At 36.8% G+C, this 24,910-nt stretch carries 29 protein-coding genes and 1 other annotated feature; of the genes, 9 read left to right on the forward strand and 20 right to left on the reverse strand.

Translation table 11 applies throughout. The annotated features are described in order from the left end of the window. Positions 1 to 188: 188 nt before the first annotated feature. The gene (locus JOC48_RS07720) at positions 189 to 1,142 is read left to right on the forward strand and encodes a DMT family transporter (RefSeq protein WP_204498498.1); all 954 of its coding nucleotides are present in this window, start codon (positions 189 to 191) and stop codon (positions 1,140 to 1,142) included. Here JOC48_RS07720 and JOC48_RS07725 read toward each other — a convergent pair. From JOC48_RS07725 to JOC48_RS07760, 9 genes are all read right to left on the reverse strand, one after another. Continuing rightward, positions 1,115 to 1,804: an alpha/beta hydrolase gene (locus JOC48_RS07725; RefSeq protein WP_204498499.1), complete on the reverse strand. Its 690-nt coding sequence runs from the start codon at positions 1,802 to 1,804 to the stop codon at positions 1,115 to 1,117. The genes JOC48_RS07720 and JOC48_RS07725 overlap by 28 nt on opposite strands. 239 nt (positions 1,805 to 2,043) lie before the next feature. Next, positions 2,044 to 2,439, reverse strand: a complete 396-nt coding sequence (locus JOC48_RS07730; RefSeq protein ID WP_204498500.1) for a YppG family protein — start codon at positions 2,437 to 2,439, stop codon at positions 2,044 to 2,046. A gap of 98 nt (positions 2,440 to 2,537) precedes the next feature. Next, on the reverse strand, positions 2,538 to 2,777 hold the full coding sequence (locus JOC48_RS07735; RefSeq protein ID WP_204498501.1) for a glutaredoxin family protein: 240 nt from the start codon (positions 2,775 to 2,777) through the stop codon (positions 2,538 to 2,540). Between the two features lie 244 nt (positions 2,778 to 3,021). Then, positions 3,022 to 3,111 (reverse strand): RAxF-45 family protein, encoded by a 90-nt coding sequence (locus tag JOC48_RS21755; RefSeq protein ID WP_420829213.1) that lies wholly within the window; start codon positions 3,109 to 3,111, stop codon positions 3,022 to 3,024. An 85-nt stretch (positions 3,112 to 3,196) separates the two neighbouring features. Continuing rightward, positions 3,197 to 3,658, reverse strand: coding sequence for a MarR family winged helix-turn-helix transcriptional regulator (locus tag JOC48_RS07740; RefSeq protein WP_204498502.1), 462 nt, complete (start codon positions 3,656 to 3,658; stop codon positions 3,197 to 3,199). A gap of 96 nt (positions 3,659 to 3,754) precedes the next feature. Then, positions 3,755 to 4,135, reverse strand: coding sequence for a cupredoxin domain-containing protein (locus JOC48_RS07745; RefSeq protein ID WP_204498503.1), 381 nt, complete (start codon positions 4,133 to 4,135; stop codon positions 3,755 to 3,757). Positions 4,136 to 4,356: 221 nt separating this feature from the next. Beyond that, on the reverse strand, positions 4,357 to 4,677 hold the full coding sequence (locus JOC48_RS07750; RefSeq protein ID WP_204498504.1) for a thioredoxin family protein: 321 nt from the start codon (positions 4,675 to 4,677) through the stop codon (positions 4,357 to 4,359). Positions 4,678 to 4,786: 109 nt separating this feature from the next. Continuing rightward, on the reverse strand, positions 4,787 to 5,602 hold the full coding sequence (locus JOC48_RS07755; RefSeq protein WP_204498505.1) for a DUF368 domain-containing protein: 816 nt from the start codon (positions 5,600 to 5,602) through the stop codon (positions 4,787 to 4,789). 24 nt (positions 5,603 to 5,626) lie between these two features. After that, the gene (locus JOC48_RS07760; protein WP_204498506.1) at positions 5,627 to 6,835 is read right to left on the reverse strand and encodes a CapA family protein; all 1,209 of its coding nucleotides are present in this window, start codon (positions 6,833 to 6,835) and stop codon (positions 5,627 to 5,629) included. A gap of 241 nt (positions 6,836 to 7,076) precedes the next feature. Here JOC48_RS07760 and JOC48_RS07765 point away from each other — a divergent pair, with 241 nt between their 5' ends. Continuing rightward, the gene (locus JOC48_RS07765; protein WP_204498507.1) at positions 7,077 to 7,886 is read left to right on the forward strand and encodes a DUF2935 domain-containing protein; all 810 of its coding nucleotides are present in this window, start codon (positions 7,077 to 7,079) and stop codon (positions 7,884 to 7,886) included. A gap of 146 nt (positions 7,887 to 8,032) precedes the next feature. After that, positions 8,033 to 8,575 (forward strand): HD domain-containing protein, encoded by a 543-nt coding sequence (locus JOC48_RS07770; RefSeq protein WP_204498508.1) that lies wholly within the window; start codon positions 8,033 to 8,035, stop codon positions 8,573 to 8,575. 26 nt (positions 8,576 to 8,601) lie between these two features. Here the strand turns inward: JOC48_RS07770 and JOC48_RS07775 are convergent, their stop codons facing one another. Continuing rightward, positions 8,602 to 9,000: a DUF4870 domain-containing protein gene (locus tag JOC48_RS07775; RefSeq protein ID WP_204498509.1), complete on the reverse strand. Its 399-nt coding sequence runs from the start codon at positions 8,998 to 9,000 to the stop codon at positions 8,602 to 8,604. Positions 9,001 to 9,100: 100 nt separating this feature from the next. On the opposite strand from JOC48_RS07775, the gene JOC48_RS07780 reads away from it, so the two are divergent. After that, the gene (locus tag JOC48_RS07780; protein ID WP_338024247.1) at positions 9,101 to 9,604 is read left to right on the forward strand and encodes a cupin domain-containing protein; all 504 of its coding nucleotides are present in this window, start codon (positions 9,101 to 9,103) and stop codon (positions 9,602 to 9,604) included. 25 nt (positions 9,605 to 9,629) lie between these two features. Here the strand turns inward: JOC48_RS07780 and argS are convergent, their stop codons facing one another. Beyond that, on the reverse strand, positions 9,630 to 11,321 hold the full coding sequence (gene argS, locus JOC48_RS07785) for an arginine--tRNA ligase (RefSeq protein WP_204498510.1): 1,692 nt from the start codon (positions 11,319 to 11,321) through the stop codon (positions 9,630 to 9,632). A gap of 71 nt (positions 11,322 to 11,392) precedes the next feature. Continuing rightward, positions 11,393 to 11,631: a binding site (T-box leader), on the reverse strand. A 147-nt stretch (positions 11,632 to 11,778) separates the two neighbouring features. On the opposite strand from argS, the gene JOC48_RS07790 reads away from it, so the two are divergent. Further along, positions 11,779 to 11,922: a YfhE family protein gene (locus JOC48_RS07790; protein WP_204498511.1), complete on the forward strand. Its 144-nt coding sequence runs from the start codon at positions 11,779 to 11,781 to the stop codon at positions 11,920 to 11,922. Positions 11,923 to 12,238: 316 nt separating this feature from the next. On the opposite strand, the gene JOC48_RS07795 is transcribed toward JOC48_RS07790, so the two are convergent. The 5 genes from JOC48_RS07795 to JOC48_RS07815 form a co-directional block, all read right to left on the reverse strand. Then, positions 12,239 to 12,529, reverse strand: a complete 291-nt coding sequence (locus JOC48_RS07795; protein WP_204498512.1) for a YkvA family protein — start codon at positions 12,527 to 12,529, stop codon at positions 12,239 to 12,241. A gap of 10 nt (positions 12,530 to 12,539) precedes the next feature. Further along, the gene (locus JOC48_RS07800) at positions 12,540 to 13,622 is read right to left on the reverse strand and encodes a PQQ-dependent sugar dehydrogenase (protein ID WP_204498513.1); all 1,083 of its coding nucleotides are present in this window, start codon (positions 13,620 to 13,622) and stop codon (positions 12,540 to 12,542) included. A gap of 257 nt (positions 13,623 to 13,879) precedes the next feature. Further along, positions 13,880 to 15,706 (reverse strand): translational GTPase TypA, encoded by a 1,827-nt coding sequence (gene typA / locus JOC48_RS07805; protein WP_204498514.1) that lies wholly within the window; start codon positions 15,704 to 15,706, stop codon positions 13,880 to 13,882. 85 nt (positions 15,707 to 15,791) lie between these two features. Beyond that, positions 15,792 to 17,126, reverse strand: a complete 1,335-nt coding sequence (locus JOC48_RS07810; RefSeq protein ID WP_204498515.1) for a sensor histidine kinase — start codon at positions 17,124 to 17,126, stop codon at positions 15,792 to 15,794. Next, positions 17,123 to 17,818 (reverse strand): response regulator transcription factor, encoded by a 696-nt coding sequence (locus tag JOC48_RS07815; protein WP_204498516.1) that lies wholly within the window; start codon positions 17,816 to 17,818, stop codon positions 17,123 to 17,125. The genes JOC48_RS07810 and JOC48_RS07815 overlap by 4 nt, the downstream gene beginning before the upstream one ends. 207 nt (positions 17,819 to 18,025) lie before the next feature. Between JOC48_RS07815 and JOC48_RS07820 the strand changes: the two genes are divergently transcribed. Further along, a complete protein-coding gene (locus JOC48_RS07820; RefSeq protein WP_204498519.1) occupies positions 18,026 to 19,348 on the forward strand; it encodes a S1C family serine protease in 1,323 nt (440 codons plus the stop codon). Between the two features lie 106 nt (positions 19,349 to 19,454). On the opposite strand, the gene JOC48_RS07825 is transcribed toward JOC48_RS07820, so the two are convergent. Then, complete coding sequence (locus tag JOC48_RS07825) at positions 19,455 to 19,661, reverse strand: zinc ribbon domain-containing protein (RefSeq protein ID WP_204498521.1); 207 nt, start codon at positions 19,659 to 19,661, stop codon at positions 19,455 to 19,457. 140 nt (positions 19,662 to 19,801) lie between these two features. Between JOC48_RS07825 and JOC48_RS07830 the strand changes: the two genes are divergently transcribed. Genes JOC48_RS07830 through JOC48_RS07840 form a run of 3 tightly spaced genes read left to right on the forward strand, consistent with a single transcriptional unit; the run spans position 19,802 to position 22,323 of the window. Continuing rightward, positions 19,802 to 20,686, forward strand: a complete 885-nt coding sequence (locus JOC48_RS07830) for an ABC transporter ATP-binding protein (RefSeq protein WP_204498524.1) — start codon at positions 19,802 to 19,804, stop codon at positions 20,684 to 20,686. 5 nt (positions 20,687 to 20,691) lie between these two features. Next, positions 20,692 to 21,489, forward strand: coding sequence for an ABC transporter permease subunit (locus JOC48_RS07835; RefSeq protein ID WP_204498526.1), 798 nt, complete (start codon positions 20,692 to 20,694; stop codon positions 21,487 to 21,489). Between the two features lie 33 nt (positions 21,490 to 21,522). After that, complete coding sequence (locus JOC48_RS07840) at positions 21,523 to 22,323, forward strand: ABC transporter permease subunit (protein ID WP_204498527.1); 801 nt, start codon at positions 21,523 to 21,525, stop codon at positions 22,321 to 22,323. Between the two features lie 42 nt (positions 22,324 to 22,365). Here the strand turns inward: JOC48_RS07840 and JOC48_RS07845 are convergent, their stop codons facing one another. From JOC48_RS07845 to JOC48_RS07855, 3 genes are all read right to left on the reverse strand, one after another. Beyond that, positions 22,366 to 23,067, reverse strand: coding sequence for a TraR/DksA C4-type zinc finger protein (locus tag JOC48_RS07845; RefSeq protein WP_204498528.1), 702 nt, complete (start codon positions 23,065 to 23,067; stop codon positions 22,366 to 22,368). A 137-nt stretch (positions 23,068 to 23,204) separates the two neighbouring features. Next, entirely contained in the window at positions 23,205 to 23,669 is a 465-nt protein-coding gene (locus JOC48_RS07850; RefSeq protein ID WP_204498722.1) for a GNAT family N-acetyltransferase, read from the reverse strand. A gap of 190 nt (positions 23,670 to 23,859) precedes the next feature. Further along, positions 23,860 to 24,903 (reverse strand): ribonucleotide-diphosphate reductase subunit beta, encoded by a 1,044-nt coding sequence (locus JOC48_RS07855; protein ID WP_204498529.1) that lies wholly within the window; start codon positions 24,901 to 24,903, stop codon positions 23,860 to 23,862. Positions 24,904 to 24,910: the final 7 nt, after the last annotated feature.

A 24,910-nucleotide genomic window follows, 5' to 3' on the forward strand; every position in this document is an offset into this window, starting at 1 on the left:
TTTAGGTTAGCTTTTTAAACATGAAAAAAGCCTTCCTCCACACCTTGGAAGAGGCCCTGTGCGAGCACTATAATGGATTCTCTCATGTTACCACACTCTAATTACTAATTCTACCTATATTAGAAATGATTTTCAAACAAATGAGTGTTAGAATAAGGTAAACAATTTTACAATGAAGGAGGAAAAGGATGAATAAACCTCCGTTAAATCCATATATAGCAATCATTATTGGTGTCATATCTGTTTCTACAGCTGCTGTTTTAGTTAAACTAGCAGCTGCAGCACCGGCCTCTATTATTGCCAATTATCGACTCTTATTTGCAGTAATTATAATGGCGCCCTATGTTCTGTGGAAATATCATAACGAATTTAAATGGATTTCTGCAAGAGATTGGTTATTTTCAATCCTCGCAGGAGTCTTTTTGGCTTTCCACTTTATTTTTTGGTTTGAGTCTTTAAATTATACATCAGTCGCCAGTTCCGTTGTATTAGTAACTCTACAGCCAATTTTTGCGTTTTTAGGAACTTATCTATTTTTTAAAGAGCGTTTTACTGCAGGCGCATTGATTAGTATGGTGATTGCACTTACCGGAAGTATTATTATCAGCTGGGGCGACTTTAAAATAAGTGGTCTAGCCCTGTTAGGTGACGTCCTTGCCGTTATTGGTGCTGTTATGATAACTGTATATTTTTTAATGGGACAAAACGTACGAAAAAGACTATCCCTAATGACTTATACATTTATCGTATATGCCATTAGCTCCATTACGTTAATTATTTACAATTTATTGCTTGGACATGCATTTACAGGCTACCCACTGGACAATTGGATTATCTTTCTTGCATTGGCAATTGTTCCAACCTTTCTCGGTCATACGTTGTTTAATTGGGCGATTCGATGGGTTAGTACATCAGTAATATCCATGAGTATTGTATTCGAGCCAGTTGGAGCTTCTATTCTTGCTTATTTTATTTTAGGTGAACTTATATCTTGGTCTCAATGGCTTGGCGGAATGATTGTAATGTTTGGTTTATTTTTATTTATTGTAAGTACATCAACAAAATCAAGGATCACATTAACGAAACGAAAAAAACATAAGGATTTACAAACGAATCACTTCTCATCCCTTAAAAAGGAATAAACAGCTTGATTTAGTGCATCCTTATCATCACCTAAGCAAATATGATGCTTAGAATCATGAAAAAACATCACTTGTGTATCGGAAGGTATTTCTTCCTCTAAAAAATAAGCGGCTTTATATGGAACCATTCCATCCTGAATACCTTGTGCAATTAATACAGGGCAAGAAACCTGTTGAAGATAAGGCTTCGTAAATTTCATACATTTTAAAAATTCAACTGTTGCTTTCACTGGAACAGAGCCTGTTTTCGAAATGTAGCGTTGAAATAATGGATTATCACTTAGCTGTTTGTTTAAACCATCTTTTACAAACTCAACAATATCTATCCCCATTTGTTTTATGCTGATGTATTTTCTTGATGGGGATAAGAGAACTAACCTGTTTATTTTATACTTTGCTGCAAGATAAGCAGCAATCATTCCCCCCATTGAAAAACCAATAATAAAGACCTTATCACATTTTTCATTTATTTTTAAAAATTCTTTTTCCGCTTTATCTATCCATTCTTCATAATGAACTGAGTCTAAAGCCAATTCTTTTCCATGACCAGGCAATGTTGGTGCTTCGATATACCAATTTGTACGTTGCAAAAGATATTCCTTCAATGGCTCAACTTCATAAGGTCCTCCTGTAAAGCCATGGATACATAAACATCCAATCATTTTAATGCTCCTTCAATTGGTAATTGGTTAATATGTATTTATACTTCCCTGAACAATGAAAGTGATGATGCTATAATCATATAGATAGGATCCTCTTTGGTCAAAGAAAAGACACTCGCTGACTTTCTTACAACTTTATTCCGTAAAATTTTTAACTGTATCGAATTACTTTTCGGCTAAAACTCCTAGCATACAAGTAAAAATCCTTGCCGATAAAAAGTCGACAAGGATTACAAGAATCATTTCATACCTTTAAGAAATGAACCAATCCCTTTAACGATAGGTGAAACCTGTTGATAGGTATTGGCCATTTGTCCAAAAGTAGATAGCATCTTATCAAGGTCAAGCTGACCATTATCATCATGGAAGTAGGATATTAATCCTTTAGGGATAGGCTGCCCAGGTGCACCGACCGGACCTCCCGCCCCCCATTGAGCTTGTTGATGGTAACCATTCCATTGCTGTGGATTTGGTGGTTGCGGTTGCTGCGGTTTTGCGAATTGTTGATAAGGAGTCATTGGCTGACTACTTAGCATGGAACCTTGTTGCATTTGAGTTGGTTGCTGAAACCCAAAAGGTGTTTGATAATAAGAACCTTGATTATACGAAAAATATGGCGCTCTCCAATTGTTCATGTGAACACCTCTTTCAACATTACTTAGTAATAACTTATGCTAAATATGCTGAACTGGTTAATTATCACGGAAATAATGTTGCCTTTCATGCTGAATACTTACGAAAATATTAGGGCATTGATTAATTTACTTTTTTGAAACCCCAAAATTTTATATTTTTTTGTGAAAATTGCCGGAGTGGCATAAACTCGCTCTTTTTGTAGCTCCTTTAAGTACTCTTTGTTTTTTGTTGTATTCTTTTTGGTATAAGAGATGTTCTGTTCATCTAACCAGGAGAGTACTTTTTCGCATTCCTTACACGAATCACTAACATATACGACTACTTCTTCTTGTTTCATAAAGTGCCCCCCCTTAGTTGGCTTCCTATACCATTTCCCATTGCTGTAACTTTTGAAACATATTTGTCATATTTTTGTGTTTTTATCGAAAATTAAAAGAATGTGCACCATTCTTTTTCATACGTTTTTCGGGAATTCTGAATCCCTTCCATAGTTTCTGACATACTAAAAATCCACACGAAAAGTGTGGATGATATTTTTTATAATATAAGTAAAGGGAGGGAAGATCCTACACGATTTTTCATTATTTAGTTGCTAAAAAGGGAATCCGTCTCCCATCAACAGCAAAATCATGAAAAATTGCACAATTAATACAAAGTAATTGCCTATATATTACCTACTATTTCACGTGTAGTATCTTCAAATCCTCCATCCAATCTATGAGTCCACTCCATTATAAATCAAATAGTAAAATTTGGCTACTTCAATTTTTCAGCATATGTACCCAATTTTTTCAGTAAATCAATTGCCTCCATTTTTTCTTCCTTTTCTAATCCACCCGTAATAGCTTCTATCTGCTCCCAATGGCTCGGGAAAATATCCGTTAGTAACTGCTGACCTTTTTCGGTAATCGATGCATACGTAATTCTTTTGTCACTTTCACACGGTACTCGCTTAACATAGCCTTTTTTTTCCAACTTATCGACTACATACGTAATACTACCACTTGCTAGTAATATTTTGTCTCCTATTTTTTGTAATGGCTGATCGCCTTGATGATATAATAACTCTAATACGCCGAATTCGGTCGTATTTAACCCCTTATTCCGTATATCTGCTGCAACTTGATCTGTTACTGATCGATAAGCTTTTGATAAGACAACAAACAATTTTAAAGAGGGGTCTTGCTTTTTTTGTTCGTATAAATCTCTATTATCCATCTCACTCACCCTCTCCTATGTACCTGAATTAAACGTATTATAGTTGAAGCGAGAATTGGATGTCAACTTAACCTTGTTACAAATAGTAGAGCTAAGTTACTGTACGATTAACGTTGCTACCATGTCAGAGTGACCGGCACCACACAGAACATTACAATAGATTTGATATTCCCCTGGTTCTTCCGGTGTAATAGTTGCACTACCATCTCCTTCAATATTCACGTTTAGTTCATTAATACTAATACCGTGGAGCCCTTCATCTGATGTGAAATTTAGCGTTACAGGTTCGCCAGCTTGTACAGTATATTCTTCTTGATTAAATTTGAAATTAGTAGCCACTATTTCAACACGATTACTAGATTCTGATGCCGAATGATCTAAATTATCCTGGGTTGTATCGTTATCCGTATCCGTACCGCATGCAGCCAGCAAAGCGAAGATACTTAATATAATAAAGATAGAAAATTGTTTTCTCATAATCTGTCACCCTCCTATTAATTGATTATTTATATAGTCTAACTGATTTTCTATTCGTCTAAACAAAGATTTTTTGACAGTTTATGAAACTTTTATATAGAAAAACTCCCAACTCATAATGAGCAGGGAGTTTTCTGATTGTCTGTTTTCTAAAAGGTTATTGCTTTATACAATAAGCCTAATTGTATAAAAAGTATATTGTGCAATAAAAGATAAATACGTTAACCTAATTGTTGTTGTAAAAAGGATTGTACGTCTTCTGGTGTTTTTGTATAAGCACTATGCTGATGTGCCAGCTTTTCTCCATTTTGGAAAATTAATAAACTTGGAATACCCATCACTTCATGTTCCTGAGCAATTCCTTCTACTTCATCACTGTTAATTTCATACCATTCATATTGACTATATTGCTCTAAAATATCCCCAATAAACATGTCCATACGCTTACAGTCTGGACACCAATCTGCGAAAAATTTAACAATCACTGGCTTTTCCGAATTTATCACTTCGTTAAATTGCTCTCTTGATTCGATTGGTTTCATTTTAATACATCCCTTCTTTATACTTCATCATTTTTAAGTTTAAGTCGATTGAAAGTATAAGTAAAAATCTATCATTCGTTGCTGATTCATTCAAGTAATTCGTCCTGCATTACTCCTTATACTCTACCCTTCCAAGTATGTAAGCTACAAATAGACCCAATGCAAACGTAAGTATGCTAACCATTACCTCTAGAGCCCCTGTTGGCCAGCCTGGAAAAATAACAACAGTGGAGCCGATAACAAGTCCAATGACCACAGCAAACGTTCCAGTTGTATAATTTTCTAAAAAGTAATGAATAATTTTACTCATTGTTATTAGACCTAAAACAACTCCAATAGCAACCACCAATATAATATCAAATTTAAATTCCGAAACGGCATTCAATATCGTTGTATAAGCGCCAATAATTAATAACAAAAATGATCCACTAATCCCCGGCAAGATCATCGCACTACTAGCTACAAACCCTGACATAAACAGCCAGGCATAGGAGGCTATCGTCAAGTTTTGAAGCGGTTCTGTCTCTCCAGAACGAAAAAATAGCATCGACGCAACAATCAAGGCACCAATTATCAATAGGAAAACATGCTGTGCTTTAAACGTATTTTTAGCATCAGACTGATGAAGCAGATATGGTAAAACACCGATGATTAATCCTAAAAATGCAAATTGTGTTGGACCAGGATAATGCTCAAATAACCATTCAATTAAATCCGCTAACAATATAATAGCTAGAACAACCCCGACACCTAAAGGAATTAAGAAGCCTAAATGCTTCTTCCAATCCTTCGTAAAAAAACCATTAATTGCTTCTATCAAACGATCGTAAATTCCTAATACAACAGCTATTGTTCCCCCACTAACGCCGGGAACAACATCACTTGCCCCCATGAGCATGCCACGGTAAATATTTTTCCACTCCATCCCCATTCTCCTTTTAACTATTTTTTAATGAGCTTCGATGAATTCTAAATCCGTTATCCATTGTGCCATATGCTCTTTCATTTCCTGATAATGCTTTTGAGCCCCTGGAAGCTGTTCATCTGTTAATTGGTACATCGGGATAATATCGTAGTTTCGCCAATTTTCATAGGACACATAAGTTGGTAAAAACGCAGGTGCCTTTACATTAATTGTTTCCTCTTTTCCTTTTACCGTTTTTTCGACTGTGAATCGAGCAATTCCACCTATTTGTCGATAAAACTTGTCCTGGCCAGACAAAAAATTTCCTAACGAATAAATGACAAGCGTTTGATTCCCGTCTTTTCCTTTAACCCAGTCCATTGGTTGTAGAACATGTGGGTGATGACCAATGACTGCATGTACTCCTAAATCAGCAGCATATTGAACAAGCTCCTTTTGTTCATTATTCGGCATTCGTTCATACTCATTACCAAAATGCAAACTCAAAACAACAACATCCGACTCTTGTTTCGCTCGTGTCACGTCGTTTGCCATTTTTTCTTTATCGATTAGATTAACTAGGTAATCTTTCCCCTGAGGGATTGGGATTCCATTTGTACCATACGTATAACTTAGGAAAGCAACGTCTATATCTTGATCTGTGTGAAAAATCGTAAGCTCTGCACTGGATGCTTCATCTTTATATGATCCCGTATATAACATACCTAACTCTTCCCAATGATTCAGCGCCCGTTGAACAGCTTCCTCCCCACGATCTATCGTATGATTGTTCGCTAACGATACTACATCCACGCCAGCATTATGTATTGCATCCCCTACTTCAAATGGGCTATTAAATCGAGGATATGAGGATAACCCTAACTCCTCTCCCCCTATCATTGTTTCTTGGTTTGCAAGTGTAATCGTTGCATCCCTTAAGAAAGGCTTAACCTTTTCAAACATCGGGGTAAAGTCATAGCCTTCATCTGTTTGTGCATCTTGATAAACACTACTATGGATTAATAGATCACCGATAGCAGCAATACTGATTTCCTTTGTAATTGTTTTTGATTCGATTAACTTCTCCGTATGTTCCGGAGGTTTTTGCAACATGCTTATCCCATCTTTATCTGGGTGATTTGCTGCAAAAAGATTGACATTATTAAGGGTACTTGCAGTCGTTACGTAGCTGCACGCCGTTAAAAGAAGGATAAATAACAGCAGGAAAACAAGCTTCATTTGATTGTTATTCATTGATTTTCTCCTTTTTTAGAAGATAATACAAATCTAGTATTCTATTTAATTTTACATGAAACGACATCGTTTTAAAACTTCTATTTCTCCATTTATGAGTAGGTTTATATATTGATAATAATTTGCGTTCATCTTGAATAAAATTGACTGGTATCACTCTTAAATATGCTATTTGTGTATGGATTTCAATGATTGTTTACATTCAAATAATGGATAAAAAGAGAAAAGGGGCTGATCAATTTTGGCTGATTTTATTAAAAGTGCTTCATTCGAGCATCAATTTTGGTTGCAAGTGTTGGGGGATCATTCTAGATTTATCCGAGATTCTTTGTACCCAAAAGAAACCGAGGATATTCAGTTAGCAAAAGAGTTTGTAAAAACATTTGATCAACTTCTTAAAAATTCCAAATCTATTAATAACTCTAATGCGATTGCCTTTACTAAACAAGCCGAATCAGCAACAGAGAAGATGAAGCAATTTAAACTCTCCCTTATCCAACGACAGTTAGTGGGGGCAATTGGTATTCACTTATCTCCTACCTTTATTAATCACATGGTAAATGAACTAGAAGAATACGAGCTTGTTTTGGAATATCTAAAGCAAGGAGAAGCTCCACCAATCTTTCATGAGCTTCACCACCACCTTCTTTGGTTGGCTGATGCTTCTGGCCATGCCGGGGCCATTAATGATCAATTAGATGGAGTGGAGAAGCGTTTAAAAAGGAAAAGTGATACGTTTGCCGATCACTTTGATGACTTCTATTTAAAAGCGGTTGAATTAACTGGCTATCTTCGTTCAAACATTCAATCGTTTCCAGCACTAAAGAGGTTTAACAAGGATGTTGAAGTAGAAATGAATCTATTTCGAACTTTTTTGCATGAGCTCGAGGAAATGGAATTATCTGAAACGGTTTTAGGTACTTTTTCCGGATTGATGGCTGATCACATGGCAAGGGAAGAATGCTATTACTTAATGAAACTTGCTCAGTCTACAAAAAACCCTCCTCCACAATGCGATCCAACAAAACCAAGGACAGAGGATCCCCATTAAGGATTAAGAATGGCTGATTAATCGATACTAGGCAGGTTTACTATACAGTCCAACTTTTATATCGAATTCAAAACCGTCTTATGATAACTAATCATCTAAGAAGCATCGTTCATCTGAAAAGTGTATAATAAAATAGAGGTGATGAAATGAAACTACTGGATGCAGTAACATATGCAGCAAAAAAACATGATGGACAAAGAAGAAAAGTCGACGGCCTGCCTTACATAACTCACCCTTATCGAGTAAGTATGCTCTTGTTGAATGATGGTTATAAAGAAGAGATTGTCATTGCTGGCTTGCTCCATGATGTAGTGGAGGATACAGACGGTACCTTAGAAGAAATAAATACCCTTTTTGGAGAAGAAGTTTCCAATCTTGTAAACTATGCGTCGGAGCCAGATAAATCACTGAGCTGGGAAGAGCGAAAAAAGCATACGATTGAAACGATCAAAACAGCCCCATTCGATGCAAAACTGGTCGTTTGTGCAGATAAAGTGGATAATTTAACTTCGATATTGGACAATGAACAGAAACTTGGTGCAAAAATCTGGGATTCCTTTAAAAAGGACAAAACTAGCCAACAATGGTACTATACAAGTGTTTATCAAAGCTTAATACACGGGGTGGATGAGAACAAGCACCCAACATTATTTAAGGACTTTAAAAATCTTATTGAACAATTCGCTTAGTCTATCAAGTAACATCGTTTAAAACATTATTTAATAAACCGTATCGTCAGCGGAAACCGGAATCGTTTCCCTAATACAGCACGTATGATAGCGATGATCATTGTGATGAACCAAAATAGTCCGGCAAAAATAATTAACCCAAACGCACCAAATAACACAATCACGTTAAACGGAATAGATGCCTCCGGTAAAATTGGAGCCAATTTTGAAAAGATATAGCCGATACCAAATAGTGAAAACAAATAAATCTGATAACTAATTTGGAAATTAACATTTTCCCTAGCGTGTTCATCAAAAAATATCGATTCTCCTCTAAATAGTAAATAATAGACTTGAATAGCAACAATGCTTAATAATGGTATTGGAAAAAAGATAGGTATCAGATAACCAAATACTGCCATTAATTTTTCTTTTGTTGAAACCATAAAATTAAATAACTCCCTTTGTAAAACAGATAAAATAAGTCTAACATTATTAAGCATAGATTGAGAAATGATAAACATGGTGCAAGTTAGGAGGTAAATTGTGAATTATAATTTGGAGCAAACATACTTGCTGAAAGATGATGGTCGGATACCAAATTCGGAGTTACCATTAATCATCTATCCAAAGGTATTGGAAAACCCGCGGAGCTGTACAGCTATATTCCAGCTCAATAACTGGAAAAATAATTGGACTGGCGGCGTATTTAGCTACCACCATTTTCATAGCAACTCTCATGAGGTTCTTGGTGTTGTTAGTGGCAATGCCATGATCATGTTCGGGGGTGAACATGGCTTGAACTTACGTGTATCTGCTGGAGATGTTGTTGTTATTCCTGCAGGAGTAGGTCACAAACATATCAAATCTAGTGAAGACTTTCTAGTTGCTGGTGGTTATCCAGATGGGATGGACTATGACATGAGAACGGGTGACCCGAAGGAACATGACAACGTTACAGAAAACATTGCTAACGTTCCTATGCCAAAACTGGATCCAATCTTTGGGGAAAATGGGCCGCTACAGGATATTTGGGGATCTGTTGACTAATTCAGCAAGAAGATCCCCTTTTTCATCACATTTCTTTTGGTGCACTAATTCCTAGCAAGCGTAACCCCTCTTTCAGCACAACCGATACAGCTTTTACTAGAGCCAACCGACTAAACTTCTGCTGTTCATCCTCCAAAATTCGAACATTCCCATAATATTTATTAAACGCTTGTGCTAAATCAATTACATATTTCGCCACCAGGGATGGATCATAAGATTTTACTGCCCGTTCGACAATTTCCGGGAACATCATTATTTCACTAATAACCGGCCAAGCTTCATCATCCTGTAACAAAATAGGTTGATTTACGTTTATCTTGGTCAATCCCTTGTCTAACAAGGAGGATGCTCTGGCATGCGTGTACTGGACATACGGACCTGTTGCTCCTTCTACACGGAGCATATCCTCCAAGGAAAATTCCACATCGTTGTTACGGTGATTTTTTAAATCGTGAAAAATCACTGCACCTACACCTACGGATTTAGCTACTTTGTTTTTATCCTCTATGTTTGGATTCTTCTGTTCAATATTTGTGTTTGCAAGTTCTATAGCTTCCTGAATAACCTCTTCTAACAAGACAACCTTTCCTTTTCTCGTCGACATTTTCTTTCCATCTTTTAAAATCATCCCGAAGGAAATATGATGCATTCCATCCGCCCAGTCATAACCAAGCTTTTTCAGCACTTTAATAAGTTGTTGAAAATGTAAGCTCTGTTCATTTCCAACCACATATAATGACTGTACAAAATGATATGTTTCTTTGCGATACAAAGCAGCTGCCAAATCTCTCGTTGCGTAAAGTGTTGCACCATCCGATTTTCGTATAAGGCACGGCGGCATTTCATCATCACTTAAATCAACAACCTGAGCTCCTTCTGATTCCGTTAGTAACTCATTACCCTCCAACAAATGAACCACTCGATCCATTTTGTCATTATAAAATGCCTCCCCTTGATTGGAATCAAAGGTAATCCCTAACAATTCGTAAATACGGTTAAATTCCTTTAACGACTCTTCTCGAAACCATTTCCAAAGCTCCATTGCTTCTGTATCTTGATCCTCTAATCTTTTAAACCATTGACGTCCTTCGTCCTCCAAAGAGGGGTTCTGATCCACTTTTTCATGAAAGGTAACATATAACTGTAGCAACTCTTTTATTGTATTTTTTCTGACTTTCTCTTCATTCCCCCACTTCTTGTAAGCAACAATTAACTTACCAAATTGTGTACCCCAATCTCCTAAATGATTGATTTTAACCGGCTTATAACCAGTTTTTTCTAATATTAATGCGATAGAATTTCCAATTACCGTTGAACGTAAATGCCCCATTGAAAAAGGCTTTGCAATGTTAGGAGAAGACATATCAATCGTAACTACCCCTCCATTTCCAATGTTCTGGCTGCCATAATTCTCTCGTTCATTTAACACATTTTTGATCACATCGGCAGCAACTTGTTGTTTATTTAAAAACACATTTAAATACGCACCATCTGCCTCTACTTTCACAAACAATGGATCATCAATGGCATTTGCCGTTTCCTCTGCTATTTTTTGTGGAGCTTTTCGGCGCAATTTCGCTAGAGCAAAACACGGAAAAGCCAAATCGCCATGACTCATTAGCTTCGGCTTTTCAATCATTTGATAAATCGTTTCTTCTTCTAACTGTTGGTCAAAAGCACCATACAAAATTGCTGCAAAGTGTTGTTTATATTCCATTTTCATTCTCCTTTAATTGATCTAATTCGACTTAACTGATGAAACTAAAAAAACTCTCATCCCTTCTATTATGAAGAGACGAGAGTTATCCCGCGTTGCCACTCTACTTGTTCCGAATTTGGAACCAGCTTTGTCTGCTATTAACGGTGCAGCGTCCGGCTAACCCTAATAAAAATTCGACAAACCTTTCGAAAATTGTTCAGGAAAGCATCGAGAAAGTCCGGTTCATTATCCTTTCCGTGTTAGGCTCTCACCAACCCCAACTCGCTTTGACTTCCAAGATAACTACTCTCTTTCTCATCGACGTTCGATATAAAGATTATCACCTATTATAGAGAATTTCTTCCGTTAGTCAAGTTTAATTTTTCATTTACGTTTTATTACGATTGTAACGGGTATACTGTAAACAAGTTGGAAAAATTGTTTCGTCAAAATAACAGTTGAAAGGATGTTTTTCATGGTAAAAAGAACTCAATATCAACCGACAAAACAACCCGGTGTTGATTTATCTGCTGCTCAGCAAGTCCGCTATAATAAAGAATTTAAACAAGCAGATATCGCTGGTGGATACCGTAAGCAACAAATAAACCGTAATTCATAAGCAAAAAGGTCAGATAACATAAGGCTGTCGAGAAAGTATCTCGACAGCTTTTTTGCGATTTTTTACTAGATTGGCGGATTCTCATTCCGTTATTTGCTCAAAAACCATCGTTTTGAGCATGGTTTAGGATCCTCTTTCCGTTATTTGCCTTTTTCAACCTCAAAAACTACTGATATTGTGCTATTAGCGGAACCAGGATCCGTTTCACCCCTCTTGTAACAGCCTTTTTTCGATTTAGCGGAATGAGGATCCGCTTTGTTAATCTAGCAAATTCTCATTCTGCTAATTTCTAACATTGATATATCAAATAACACATTTATCTGGCCTTTTTATCGTCTAATCCGTGCTTTAGTTTTAATGATTCGGGTGCGATTTTAACGATTTGTTGCAAAATGAAGCTAGCAATAGCAACATCATCTAAAACGCCGAAGATTAGAAAAAAATCTGGAATAATGTCGAACGGAAAAATAGCATACCCTACGATTAATAAAAGTGACAAAAGCTTCGTTGTTACTCGAACCTCAGTAGATAAGAAAAAATCCTTTAGAAATGGAATTGACTTATTAAATTGAAATAAAAACTTCACTCTTCTCCAAAATCGTATCATATAAATGCCCTCATTCATTGTTAAATTTTATGAACAGAAGCCGATCATCATCTGCTGATGGATTCCCTCTACCATCTGTATTATTGGTAATGAAGTACAACCCTTCTTCTGTAGCCAACACATCACGAATTCTACCATAGCCATCAAGCACTACCTCTTGTATTTGACCATCCGGATTAAACCGCCTAATCGATTCACCTCTTAAACTTGCAAAATAAAGATGATCTTGGTAGAAATCAGCGCCTGTTGGAGCCCACGTATTATCTCCCGAGTGAATAACCGGCTCTATTAGTCCTTCTTCCGTGTCATCTCCTTCAATTTCTGGCCAACCATAGTTGTTTCGCGGTTGAATGAAGTTAATCTCATCATGCGCACGGTTTCCATGCTCTGTCGCGTATAAGTTACCTTCTTCATCCCAAGCAAGGCCTTGTGGATTACGATGTCCGAGTGTGTAAATCGGCGAACCTTTTATTGGATTATCTTCAGGAATAGAGCCATCTAAGTTGATTCTTAAGATCTTCCCTGCTAAACTCTGTTGATCTTGTGCCAGTACTGGCTCCGTTGCATCTCCCGTTGTTATATATAATTTGTTGTCTGGTCCAATTTCAATTCTGCCACCTTGATGATACTGACCACCAGGAATACGATCGATAATAACGCCTGTTTCTATCCATTGTTCTGCTTCCTCTTTCATTGTAGCAACTCTCTGGAATACATCTTGTCCATCTATATAGGAATAATAGGCAAGGATGTCCCCTTCCTTTTCATAAGAGTCTGGAAAAGCAAGTCCCAGCAAACCAGCTTCCGGCCTTCCAGCTAGATCTTGATCAAAATCTACAGGCTTGCGCTTTGTGTCTTCCCTTGTTACTTCGACAATGGAACCATCACGTTCGCTTATAAAAATAGCATCGTCTGTTTTCACAATTTCCCAAGGTTCATTTAAATTAGTTGCAACTGTTTTTACTTCCATCGTTTTTTCAGTAGTGTCTAAGGATTCTTCTGTTTGACCTGTGTTTTGCTCTATTTGCGAATCACCGTTTGTACAAGCAGATAAGAACATAATCGATACGAAGGTACAAAAGTAAAATTTCATAGGAAGATTTCTCTCACCTCTTAATCAATAGTTAAGAAAATTTTACCATTCAAATGACTATATTTCCATTTGAACTAACCCTTATAACACTATGAATAACGAATCCTGTTGAGTTTCTGTCTCTTTGCCCTCTCCCAACAATTTAATCCCCTATTAGAGAATTTACTGAGTAGAATTCCTTCTTGGCCAACATTTATTAACGAAAAATAGAAAAACCGGTAAAATCACGTAAGATTTACCGGTTTCCACTTTATATTTTATACAGTTTTCTTCTTCGCTGCTTTTTCACGTTCGTTTTTATTTAAGATTTTCTTACGTAAACGAATCGTTTCTGGTGTTACCTCGCAATACTCATCATCATTTAAATATTCAATCGCTTCTTCTAACGATAATTTGCGCGTTTTTCTTATTGTTGCTGTTTGATCCTTCGTAGCTGAACGAACATTGGTAAGATGCTTTTCTTTTGTAATATTAACCGTTAAATCATTTTCACGGTTGTGTTCACCAACAATCATTCCTGCATACACTTCTGTACCTGGTTCAACAAAGATAATGCCTCGGTCCTCCAAGTTCATGATTCCATAAGTGGAAGCTTTTCCGTTTTCAAGCGCAACTAACACACCCTGTCTTCTTCCACCTACTTGACCTTGAACAAGTGGTTCATAGCTATCAAACGTATGATTAATAATTCCATACCCTCTTGTTTGGCTCATAAACTCGGTAGAATATCCGATTAGTCCTCGAGAAGGAACTTTAAATTCCATACGAACTTGGCCATTTCCATGGTTCACCATATCAATCATTTCACCTTTACGTGAGCCAAGTGATTCCATTACGGCACCAGTGTAATCCTCTGGAACATCGACTTGAACACGCTCCACCGGTTCACACTTAACACCATCAATTTCTTTAATAATGACCTGCGGCTTTGATAATTGCAGCTCGTATCCTTCTCGACGCATATTCTCAATTAGGATAGAAAGATGTAACTCTCCGCGACCAGAGACAATCCAAGCATCTGGAGAGTCTGTTGGATCTACTCGTAAGCTTACATCTGTTTCTAGTTGTGTCAACAAACGCTCTTCTATTTTTCTTGAAGTTACGTGTTTACCTTCTTTACCTGCAAACGGACTATTATTTACAACAAACGTCATTTGAAGCGTTGGTTCATCTATTCGTAAGATAGGAAGTGCTTCTTGGTGATCAGTAGGGCATACGGTCTCCCCTACGTTTATATCTTCCATTCCGGCTAAAGCAATAATATCTCCTGCTTTTGCCTCTTGGATTTCTATTCGCTTTAATCCAATAAAACCGAATAACTTCGTGACACGGAAGTTCTTCAATTCGCCATCTTTTTTCATTAAAGTTACCTGTTGACCAACTCTAATCGTTCCTCGGAAAACACGTCCTACACCAATTCTGCCAAGATAATCGTTGTAATCAAGTAAAGTAACCTGGAACTGTAACGGCTCCTCGGAGTTATCCTTTGGTGCTGGAATGTTTTCAATAATCGTTTCAAAAACAGGCTCCATCGTCTCATCTTGCTCCTCTGGCTCGTAACCAGAAGTTCCATTTAACGCGGATGTATAAACAACAGGAAATTCTAATTGCTCATCATCTGCTCCCAGCTCGATAAATAAATCAAGCACCTCGTCTATGACATGGCCAGGTCGAGCATTTGGGCGGTCGATTTTGTTTAGTACAACGACCGGATTTAATTTTTGTTCCAATGCTTTTTTAAGAACAAAACGTGTCTGTGGCATACATCCCTCGTAAGCGTCTACGACAAGAAGTACACCGTCAACCATTTTCATGATTCGTTCTACTTCTCCACCAAAGTCGGCGTGACCTGGAGTATCCATAATATTTATGTGTGTATCTTTGTAGTTAATGGCAGTATTTTTTGCTAAAATTGTAATTCCACGTTCTTTTTCTAAATCGTTCGAATCCATTGCACGCTCATCGACCTGTTCGTTTTCACGAAATGTACCTGAATAACGAAGTAGTTGATCGACTAACGTTGTTTTTCCATGGTCTACGTGGGCAATAATCGCTATGTTGCGAATGTCTTCTCTTAATTGCATATCATTTTCTCTCCTCTATCTAAGCGTTCTAACCGAACACAACTAGACTAGTATAGCATAAGGTGTGTACTTTCGTATATGTTTCTTATTGAAATTTAATTTTAAACAGTGCCCCACCTAGCGATGATTTGTCTACGGTTATCGTTCCACCAGATCGTTCAACGATTGCCCGTGCAATAGCCAATCCTAATCCCGTTTCACCGTCTTCACCTTTCACAAATCGTTGAAACAAATGGGGAATTAATTCCTCGGAAATACCTTTACCATCGTCTTCAACAATCAGATGAACCGTTCCCTCTTCTGTTTTTCTGGCAGAAATAACTACTGTAGAAGAAGCATGTCTAATGGCGTTTGTCGTTATATTCATCATCGCTTGTAGAAGTTTTTCTTTGTCCGCATATACATTTAATTCTTTCGAAGTTTGATTTTTCAAAAGTATTTTTTTCTGCTTCTCATTGGCTAGAGGTAAAGCACGATCTACGGTTAGTTTTAGTAATTCATCTATTTTTATTAACTCCTCTTGATATATATTTTCCTCACTATCTAGTTTGGCTAATAATATCATTTCATTAATAATTTTTTTCAACCGTTTAATCTCCTCGACAACGACGTCTAGTCCACGTTCAGATTCGTGGTTTGTAAAAATTCCATCGCGAATCCCTTCTGCATAACCTTGAATTGTCATTAAAGGGGTTTTTAATTCATGGCTCGCATTTTGAAAAAATTGTCGTTGTGACTGAATATACCGTTTTAACTCTGTTGCCATTTCAAGTACACTTCGCTCAACCTCTTTGATTTCCCCAGTTGCCTTAATTTCTTCTACTTCTTCAAACTTTCTTCTTTCTATTTTCTTCAATTGGTGCTGCAGTCTTGTTAGCGGCGTAACCAAACGTTTTGTTAAAAAATAGCTTAAAAGTACAGCGACAACAACACCTATAATTAGCACAAGTACTAATCGACCGAAAAATGTTTGTTGTACAGCTTGAAGATCATCTAAAGGAGTAACCAAAATTAATTCCGTCCCAGGTCGTTGTGAATAAAATGCAATACGGGATACAACATATTTTTCATCCCCAGCTTTCCAAAGTGGTTGCGTTGGGCTACTCAAGTCATACGTCTCCGCCCATTGCTGTACCATTGGTATAGGTAAAGTGGTAAATAGTAATTGGTTAGTGAAACGGTCATAAGCAAACACTTGTAAGTCCTGCTCATCGAACAACTGATATAATCGTTGGGCATTTGCTAAGTTATATTCCTCATTTAACAAGTTAACTAGAAGTTTACCATTATCCTGTAATTGCCGTTGTTCGTCTTGGATTAATAAATTTAAGATTAAAGAATAGATCGTTATTCCAGCAATGGTCATGATTACTACTAGTAGGGTGGTAAACGCAGCAGTTAATTGATACTGAAGTTTCATTTTTCATCCTCTTCTTGATGGCGTAATCGATAACCGTATCCCCAAACGGTTTCAATTGGTAATCCGTCTAATTTTTTTCGCAACCGTTTAATTAAATCATCAACAGCACGATCGCTTCCGAAATAATCGTCCCCCCAGACACGAGTTAGCAGTTCCTCTCGGGCAAACGCTCGGTTTTCATTACGGATAAGAATAGTTAACATATCAAACTCTTTGGCTGTTACTTCTACCTCTGTTCCCTGCCAAAATACACGACGATAGGATGGTTGAATGACTAAGCCACCTAACTTAAAATCTCCAGTCGTGTTAGAATCTGCTATTGGGGGTACTTTTACTCTTTTAAATAGCCGTTTCACCCTTGCTACAAGCTCTCTCGGGCTAAAAGGCTTCGTTAAATAGTCGTCACTTCCCAATTCTAATCCGAGTATTTTATCAACTTCATCATCTTTTGCAGAAATAATAATGATTGGAACTTCACTTTCTGTACGAATTTTTTTACAAAGCTCATAGCCATCCATTCCCGGTAGCATAATATCTAAAATCCACATATCAGGTGGAGTATTTTTTGCTAATTCCCAAGCATCCTCAGCATTGGTTGCCATCGACACATCGTAGCCCTCTTTTTTTAAATAGGCTGATACAATATCACTAATATTTGGATCATCCTCGACAATAAAGACACGATATTTCATGGTCGTACGCCTCCTTTATTCTACAACCATTTTCGCATAATAATTGAAAAGCGCAAGCAATAGAATAGTACAACTATAACTAGGAGTTTATTTGGAGCTATCACTCGTTATTACACACTTTTTACACAATTATACCGAAGTCCTGCCAAACCTACTGCGTACAATAAAATATGTAAACAAACTTCGTACAGAAAGGCGTGATATGAAATGACATATCATGATAATCAACATAATTATCATTCAACAGAAGAGAACGCTTTTGAAAAGAACAACACAGAAGTATCCTCTGAACGACATCAGGAAAATCAAACTATAACCCAACAACCACAAACAAGAAATAATCAACAAAAGCAAATCAACAAATTAGCACTATTTATTAGTGGATTAACAGGAGGACTTGTAGTTGCTGCTGTCGGTTGTCTTTTATTGTTCACTGGCATGCTTCCAACTCAGGTAGAAAATACGAGTCAGCCTGAATCAGAACCCGTCTCAGGTACTGGCGAAAATAATACGACACAAAGCGAAACCATTATTCCGACAGCAACCTCTCAAAATTACGGCAACACACTTACGAGTACACTGGAGAAGGTATCAGATGCTGTTGTCGGTGTTGCAAACATCCAACAAGCAGGTCTTTGGACAGAAGCACGAGAAGCTGGAGCAGGATCAGGGGTTATTTATAAAAAGGAAAATGGTAAAGCATATGTCGTTACCAACAATCATGTCGTAGAAGGAGCAAGTGAAGTAGAAGTTATTTTAGCTAATGGAGAGAAGGTTCCTGCAGAAGTATTAGGAGCAGATGAACTTAGTGACCTGGCTGTATTAGAGATGGATGGCAGTAAAGTAAATCAAGTTGCCACTTTAGGCTCCTCCAGTGAATTATCAGTTGGAGACACTGCGATTGCGATTGGAAATCCACTTGGGACCGAATTTGCTGGTTCTGTTACAAAAGGTATTATTAGTGGATTAGAAAGATCTGTAGAAATGGACCTTAACCGAGATGGTCAAGCGGACTGGACTACCGAAGTCATTCAAACAGATGCTGCCATTAACCCAGGAAACAGTGGTGGTGCTTTAATAAATAGTCGCGGGGAAGTTGTTGGAATTAATTCGATGAAAATCGCACAAGCAAATGTAGAAGGAATCGGATTTGCCATTCCAATCGATGAAGCCAAACCAATTATCGACCAGTTAGAAACAAATGGAGAAGTAGCTCGTCCATTTATGGGGATTAGTGCAGTAGGATTATCAACAGTTCCAGAAGTAAATAAAAGGCAAACATTAAAACTTGGGGATGAAGTAGATAATGGTGTAGTTATAGCAGAGGTTCAGAGTAACTCCCCAGCAAATCAGGCTGGCTTGCAGCGATACGATGTAATTACAACATTAAACGGGAAAGAGATTTCGTCTATGATCGACCTTAGACAAATACTTTATTCCGAAGTAAACATTGGCGATCAAGTAGATGTGACTTACTACCGAGAAGGAGAAAAACAAACTACTTCCATTACTCTCGGAGAGCAAGGCTGATGAATGACCTCCCTTAGATAAATAAATAGAATACAAAAACGAGGCTGTCCCAAGAGTAAAGGGTCAGCCTCGTTTTTGTAACGGAACAGTTGTCCGCTCCATATGTTTATCCAAAGAAGAAATCAAAAATATTGCTACCTGCGGAACTTTTCTTATTATAGAACTCAGAATAGCCGCAGTTTTTGCAAAACACAACAATAAATTGATTGTTCTGCACATCAAACATCTTAGATAAACCCGTTCCAGTCATCGCTACCTCTTTTTGATCCGCATCCGTACTTCCACACTTAATGCATCCCTTATTTTCAGCCAAATAAATCTCCTCCTCTTCATTCCTTTTCTTTTTATTACGATAAAACGCTTGATTATGTTTCAATTTTATATATAAAATTAGGTGACAGCCACCACCCGAATAAGCTCGAATTTTGTCGATAAGTAATTGGAGGGGATTGGATGAGTGTGATTGAGGTTAATGGTTTGACTAAGATGTATGGGCGTACGAAAGGGATTGAAAATGTTAGTTTTTCGGTGGAGGAAGGGGAAATATTTGGTTTCATTGGTCCAAATGGTGCGGGAAAGTCGACAACCATTCGCACACTGTTATCTCTTATTTATCCCACTAGTGGAAGCGCATCCATATTTGGAAAAGATTGTATGAAGCACGCACCAGAAATAAAAAAAGAAATAGGATACCTACCCTCTGAAGTTTTTTACTATGACAACATGAAGGTCATTGATTTACTGAACTATTCAGCTAGCTTTTATAAAAAGGATTGCAGTCATCGAATCCAAGAATTAGCAGATCGCATGGACCTTGATTTAAAAAAGAAAATAGACGATTTGTCCTTTGGCAATAAAAAGAAAGTTGGTATCGTTCAAGGTTTACTGCATAGTCCAAAACTTATCATTCTTGATGAACCTACAAGTGGATTAGATCCACTAATGCAACAAACCTTTTTTGAATTATTAAAAGAAGAAAATCAAAAAGGGGCAACCATCCTCTTCTCATCACATATTTTAAGTGAAGTTCAGCGACTGTGCGACCGCGTTGCAATTATTAAAGAAGGTTCATTAATCAAAGTGGAAAAGATAAGTACTTTAAAAGAAAATAATTACAAAAAGTTTAAAATAGAAACAAAAACGAAAATCGATCCCAATGTATTCTCAAAAGCAGGGATAAAAGAGTTAAAAACTGAAGGGAACGTTATAAGCTTTCTATTTAAAGGTAATTTAAATCCAATTCTGAAAGAAATCGCATCATTAGATGTGAACAATTTATGGATAGAAGAGCCAGATTTAGAGGAAATATTCATGCATTTTTATCAAAGGGAGAGTTGACGAAAATGAACATGTTTTGGCATGAAATGAAGGCAAATCAGCGGTCAAGCCTTCTTTGGACGTTAACATTAATGGTATTGATAAGTGTTTTCTTTTCCATGTTTCCTACTTTTTCCAAGGAAGTCGATAGCTTAAGAAAAGCACTAGAAGGGTTTCCAGATGCACTCCTTCGTTCACTCAATTTTGATGTGAACAATTTTTCATCGATTTTAGGTTTTTACGCCTATGTATTTGCGTATATCTCACTGTGTGGTGCGATTCAAGCGAGTAGTTTAGGTATTGGAATACTATCAAAGGAAACCCGAGAAAAAACAGCTGATTTTTTGTTAACTAAGCCGGTTACACGACAACAAGTCATCACAGCCAAATTATGTGCAGCCTTCTCTTCCATTCTTCTTACTAATATCGGGTTTATAGTAGCAGCAACCACTATGGCTCACATCGTTAAAAATAATCCTTTAAATGAGACTATATTTTTTATGATATCTATTTCATTATTTTTTATTCAGCTCATCTTTCTTGCCGTTGGTGCATTGGCAGCAACAATTATATCGAAAATTAAATCGGTCTTACCATATTCATTGGCGATTGTTTTTCTGTTTTTCATTATTAGTATGTTCGCATCCAGTACTGGAGATGACAAGCTACGCTATTTAACACCTTTTCAATATTTCGACGCGCTTTCGATTATAAAGCAGGAAGGGTACGATCTAACCTTTGTTCTTTTAAGTATTGTTGTCATAGCCTGTTCACTTACAGCTAGTTACGTGCTTTATCTGAAGAAGGACATACATGCCGTCTAAGAAGGAGCTGTTCAAAAAGGAGGGATAGAGAAGTTGAACATTATAAAAAGAGAGTTAAACGCGCATCGCAAGTCTTTCATTATTTGGTCAATCGGTGTATTTGTGTTGATTAGTACAGGGATGTCAAAATACGCTGGCATGGAAAATTCAACACAATCCATGAATCAAGTCATCGAAAGCCTACCTCGTATAATCAAAGTAATCTTAGGTACAGGATCATTAAATATAACAACTCCATTAGGATATTATGGGATGTTATACCTCTACTTATCAGTAATGTTATCGGTACATGCAGCAATGCTAGGAGCTACAATTGTTTCCAAAGAGGAACGGGATAAAACGGCTGAGTTTTTATTTTCTAAACCAATTACGAGAACCTATGTTATGACATCGAAGCTTATTGCTTCTAGTATTCAAATGATTCTTTTAAATATTATTTCTTTCATCTCCTCCTTCCTCTTCATTGAACCATATAATAATGAGACACAATCTTTAGGATCTGAAGTCTTTACTTTTACAGCGGGGTTATTGTTATTACAATTTATATTTTTGTCAATCGGCACAAGTACTGCTGCGATTAATAAAAAATCAAAAGCAGCACCTTCCATTGCAGCAGGTATTTTACTCTTTTGCTTTTTCTTATCTGTTTTTATTGATATAACAGGAAAATTAGACTTCTTCAGATACTTCACTCCTTTTAAGTATGTTGTTGCGGAAGAAATACTTAATACAGGTAGGATAGATACAATCTATGTCATTCTTTCCGTTGTGATTATGGTTTTGATGACAAGTATGACTTACGTGTTTTACCAAAGGCGAGACATTAACACATAATAAATAGGATGACACCAGCTAAGGGTGTCATCCAACATCCATTTACTCATATAGAATAGAACTTATATCATTTTCATCTAAATAAGCTTCATAATCTTCATGGTTTCCATTTACCCCGATATAATTTCCATCCATATCTGTTAATAGAAAGCCTTCAATTTCTTCGACGGATCCTACCAATTCATCAGAGTTGAAATACATATCTTGGTAATCCTTTTCTGTATCATAAAAATCAGATGGTCCATCCGAAGAACCAAATTGTTCTACTCGCTGCCAAGAATCCTCCGCATCAAAAATCGTTGATTCTTCCTCATCTATTTCTGTTTCCATTTCATTCACACTTGGGTGAATAACATCCTCTTCCACAGGTCTAATTTTGTTAATATCATGTTCCGCATGGTCCATACACCTTCGTGTGGTTGGCAATGCTTCCAATCTTTCACTAGGAATTTCAACACCACATACTTCACACGTTCCATACGTCCCATTTTCAATTGCACCTAATGCTTGTGTTATTTCTTTCATTTCATTTTCTGCATGTTCATTCAAAGCGATATCTTTTTCTCTTTCATATAATTCCGTCCCATGATCCCCTGGATGGTTATCATAATTGGATAATTCGCCCACTGATTCTTTGATTAATTCATAATGCAAGCCATAATGATCGTCTAAATGAGCTGCCAGCGCCAACTTTTGACTTAGTAATTCTGTTTTAATTGCTTGCATTTGCTGTTCAGATAACACGGATACTCGCCTCCTCCTTTTTTTATATAGGGGCTTTAGAACACTTGCTCAAAGGTGTGAAACCTTTTGAACGAGTACTCTTAGTATATCCGTTAAAATCCGCACAACTAGATAAGTTTTTGGAAGTACAGGAAACGTTACTTAGTCAAGTTTAATTTTTTGCATTCCAAAATCATATCGACATGTGGAATATTGTCTTCTAGATAAACTTCAGATATTTCTTTAAATCCAAAGGAGCCATAAAAATTTCGCAAATACTCCTGCCCATGAATTTTAATTTTTTCAACATGCCATTCCTGTTTAAGAATATCTATGGATTTATTCATTAACGTGCGGGCATATCCTTGGCTACGGTATTTTTCATTGACCAAAACTCGGCCAATCGAAGCTTCCTCATAAATGTTATTTTCTGGAATCAACCGAGCATAGGCAATAATTTCGCCGTTTTCTTCTAAGAATAAGTGAGAAGATGCTTGATCGTGATTATCTACTTCCGGATAAGGGCAATGCTGTTCCACTACAAAAACATCAACTCGTGCTTTTAGTATTTTATATAGTTCAATTGTTGATAATTCATCAAATGTTTTTAAATGCCATTCCATCTTTTTCACCTTCATTTTTCAAAATTACTTTTCATTTTAATTGAAATTCATCAATTTCACAAAAAGATTGCTTTTATAAAAGGCCGTTTTCTAAAGAATTGTTGTTTTTAATACAAAACAACGAACAATACGAAAAGATCCTAATTAAAAATGTCCTGCTCCTTATTATTGGGAACAGGACATTTTTTACTTACAAGTCGTCAAAGCCATTATCGGTATAATTTACCTTTGTATATTGTCTTGATTTCTGCTCAAAGAAGTCTGATTTACCCAAATCCACTTCTTCGTACGCTTTAATCCAGCGCAGTGGGTTTTTCTGTACATCCGGATACGGCTTTTCATATCCAAGCTGCTTACAACGTGTATTTGCCGTGAATCGAATATAGTACTCTACATCCTGTAAAAGGATACCATCAATTTTATTACCAATAATATGTCGGGCCCAATCAATTTCTAACTCGGTTGCTTTTATAAAAGTATCATATACGAATACCTCTAGGTCTTCTGTTTGGTATTCCGGGTTTTCAGCGAGAACTTCCTTAAAAATACGAACGAATAAATCAACATGGATTTGCTCATCACGATTTATGTAGTTAATCATCGTTGAGGTACCAACCATTTTTTGATTCCGAGCTAGATGGTAGAAGAACGCAAAGCCAGAATAAAAGAATAAACCTTCCAAAATCACATCATAAACCACTGATTTCAATAAATTTTCTACGGTAGGATTTTCCGCAAATTCCTGATAACCATCCGTCACAAAATCATTTCTCTTTTGTAAAATTGGTTCTGTTCTCCAAAAGTCGAATACTTCGTCCTGTTTTTGTTTAGAAACCAATGTAGATAAAATGTAGGAATACGAATGGTTATGGATAACCTCTTGCTGTGCCAAAATAATCATCAGTGCATTCAAACTGGAATCCGTTAAATAGTCTGCTACTTTTCCAGCGTAATCCGTTTGAATACTGTCTAATAAAGCTAATAAACCAATAATTTTTAAGAAAGCATCTTTTTCATCATCGCTTAGTTCAGGAAACTGCTTCATATCCTGAGACATGTTTATTTCAAAAGGTGTCCAAAAATTCGACAACATTTTTTTATACTTTGGATATGCCCAAGCAAACCGAACATCGTCCCAATTTAAAATATTGGAGCTCCGTCCATTGACGATATTCGTTGATTTGTTTGGAGCTGTTTGATCCATTAATTCACGTTTATTTAGTGTAGAAGCCATAACTAAC

This window comes from Aquibacillus albus (assembly GCF_016908325.1).
Classification (GTDB): domain Bacteria; phylum Bacillota; class Bacilli; order Bacillales; family Amphibacillaceae; genus Aquibacillus_A; species Aquibacillus_A albus.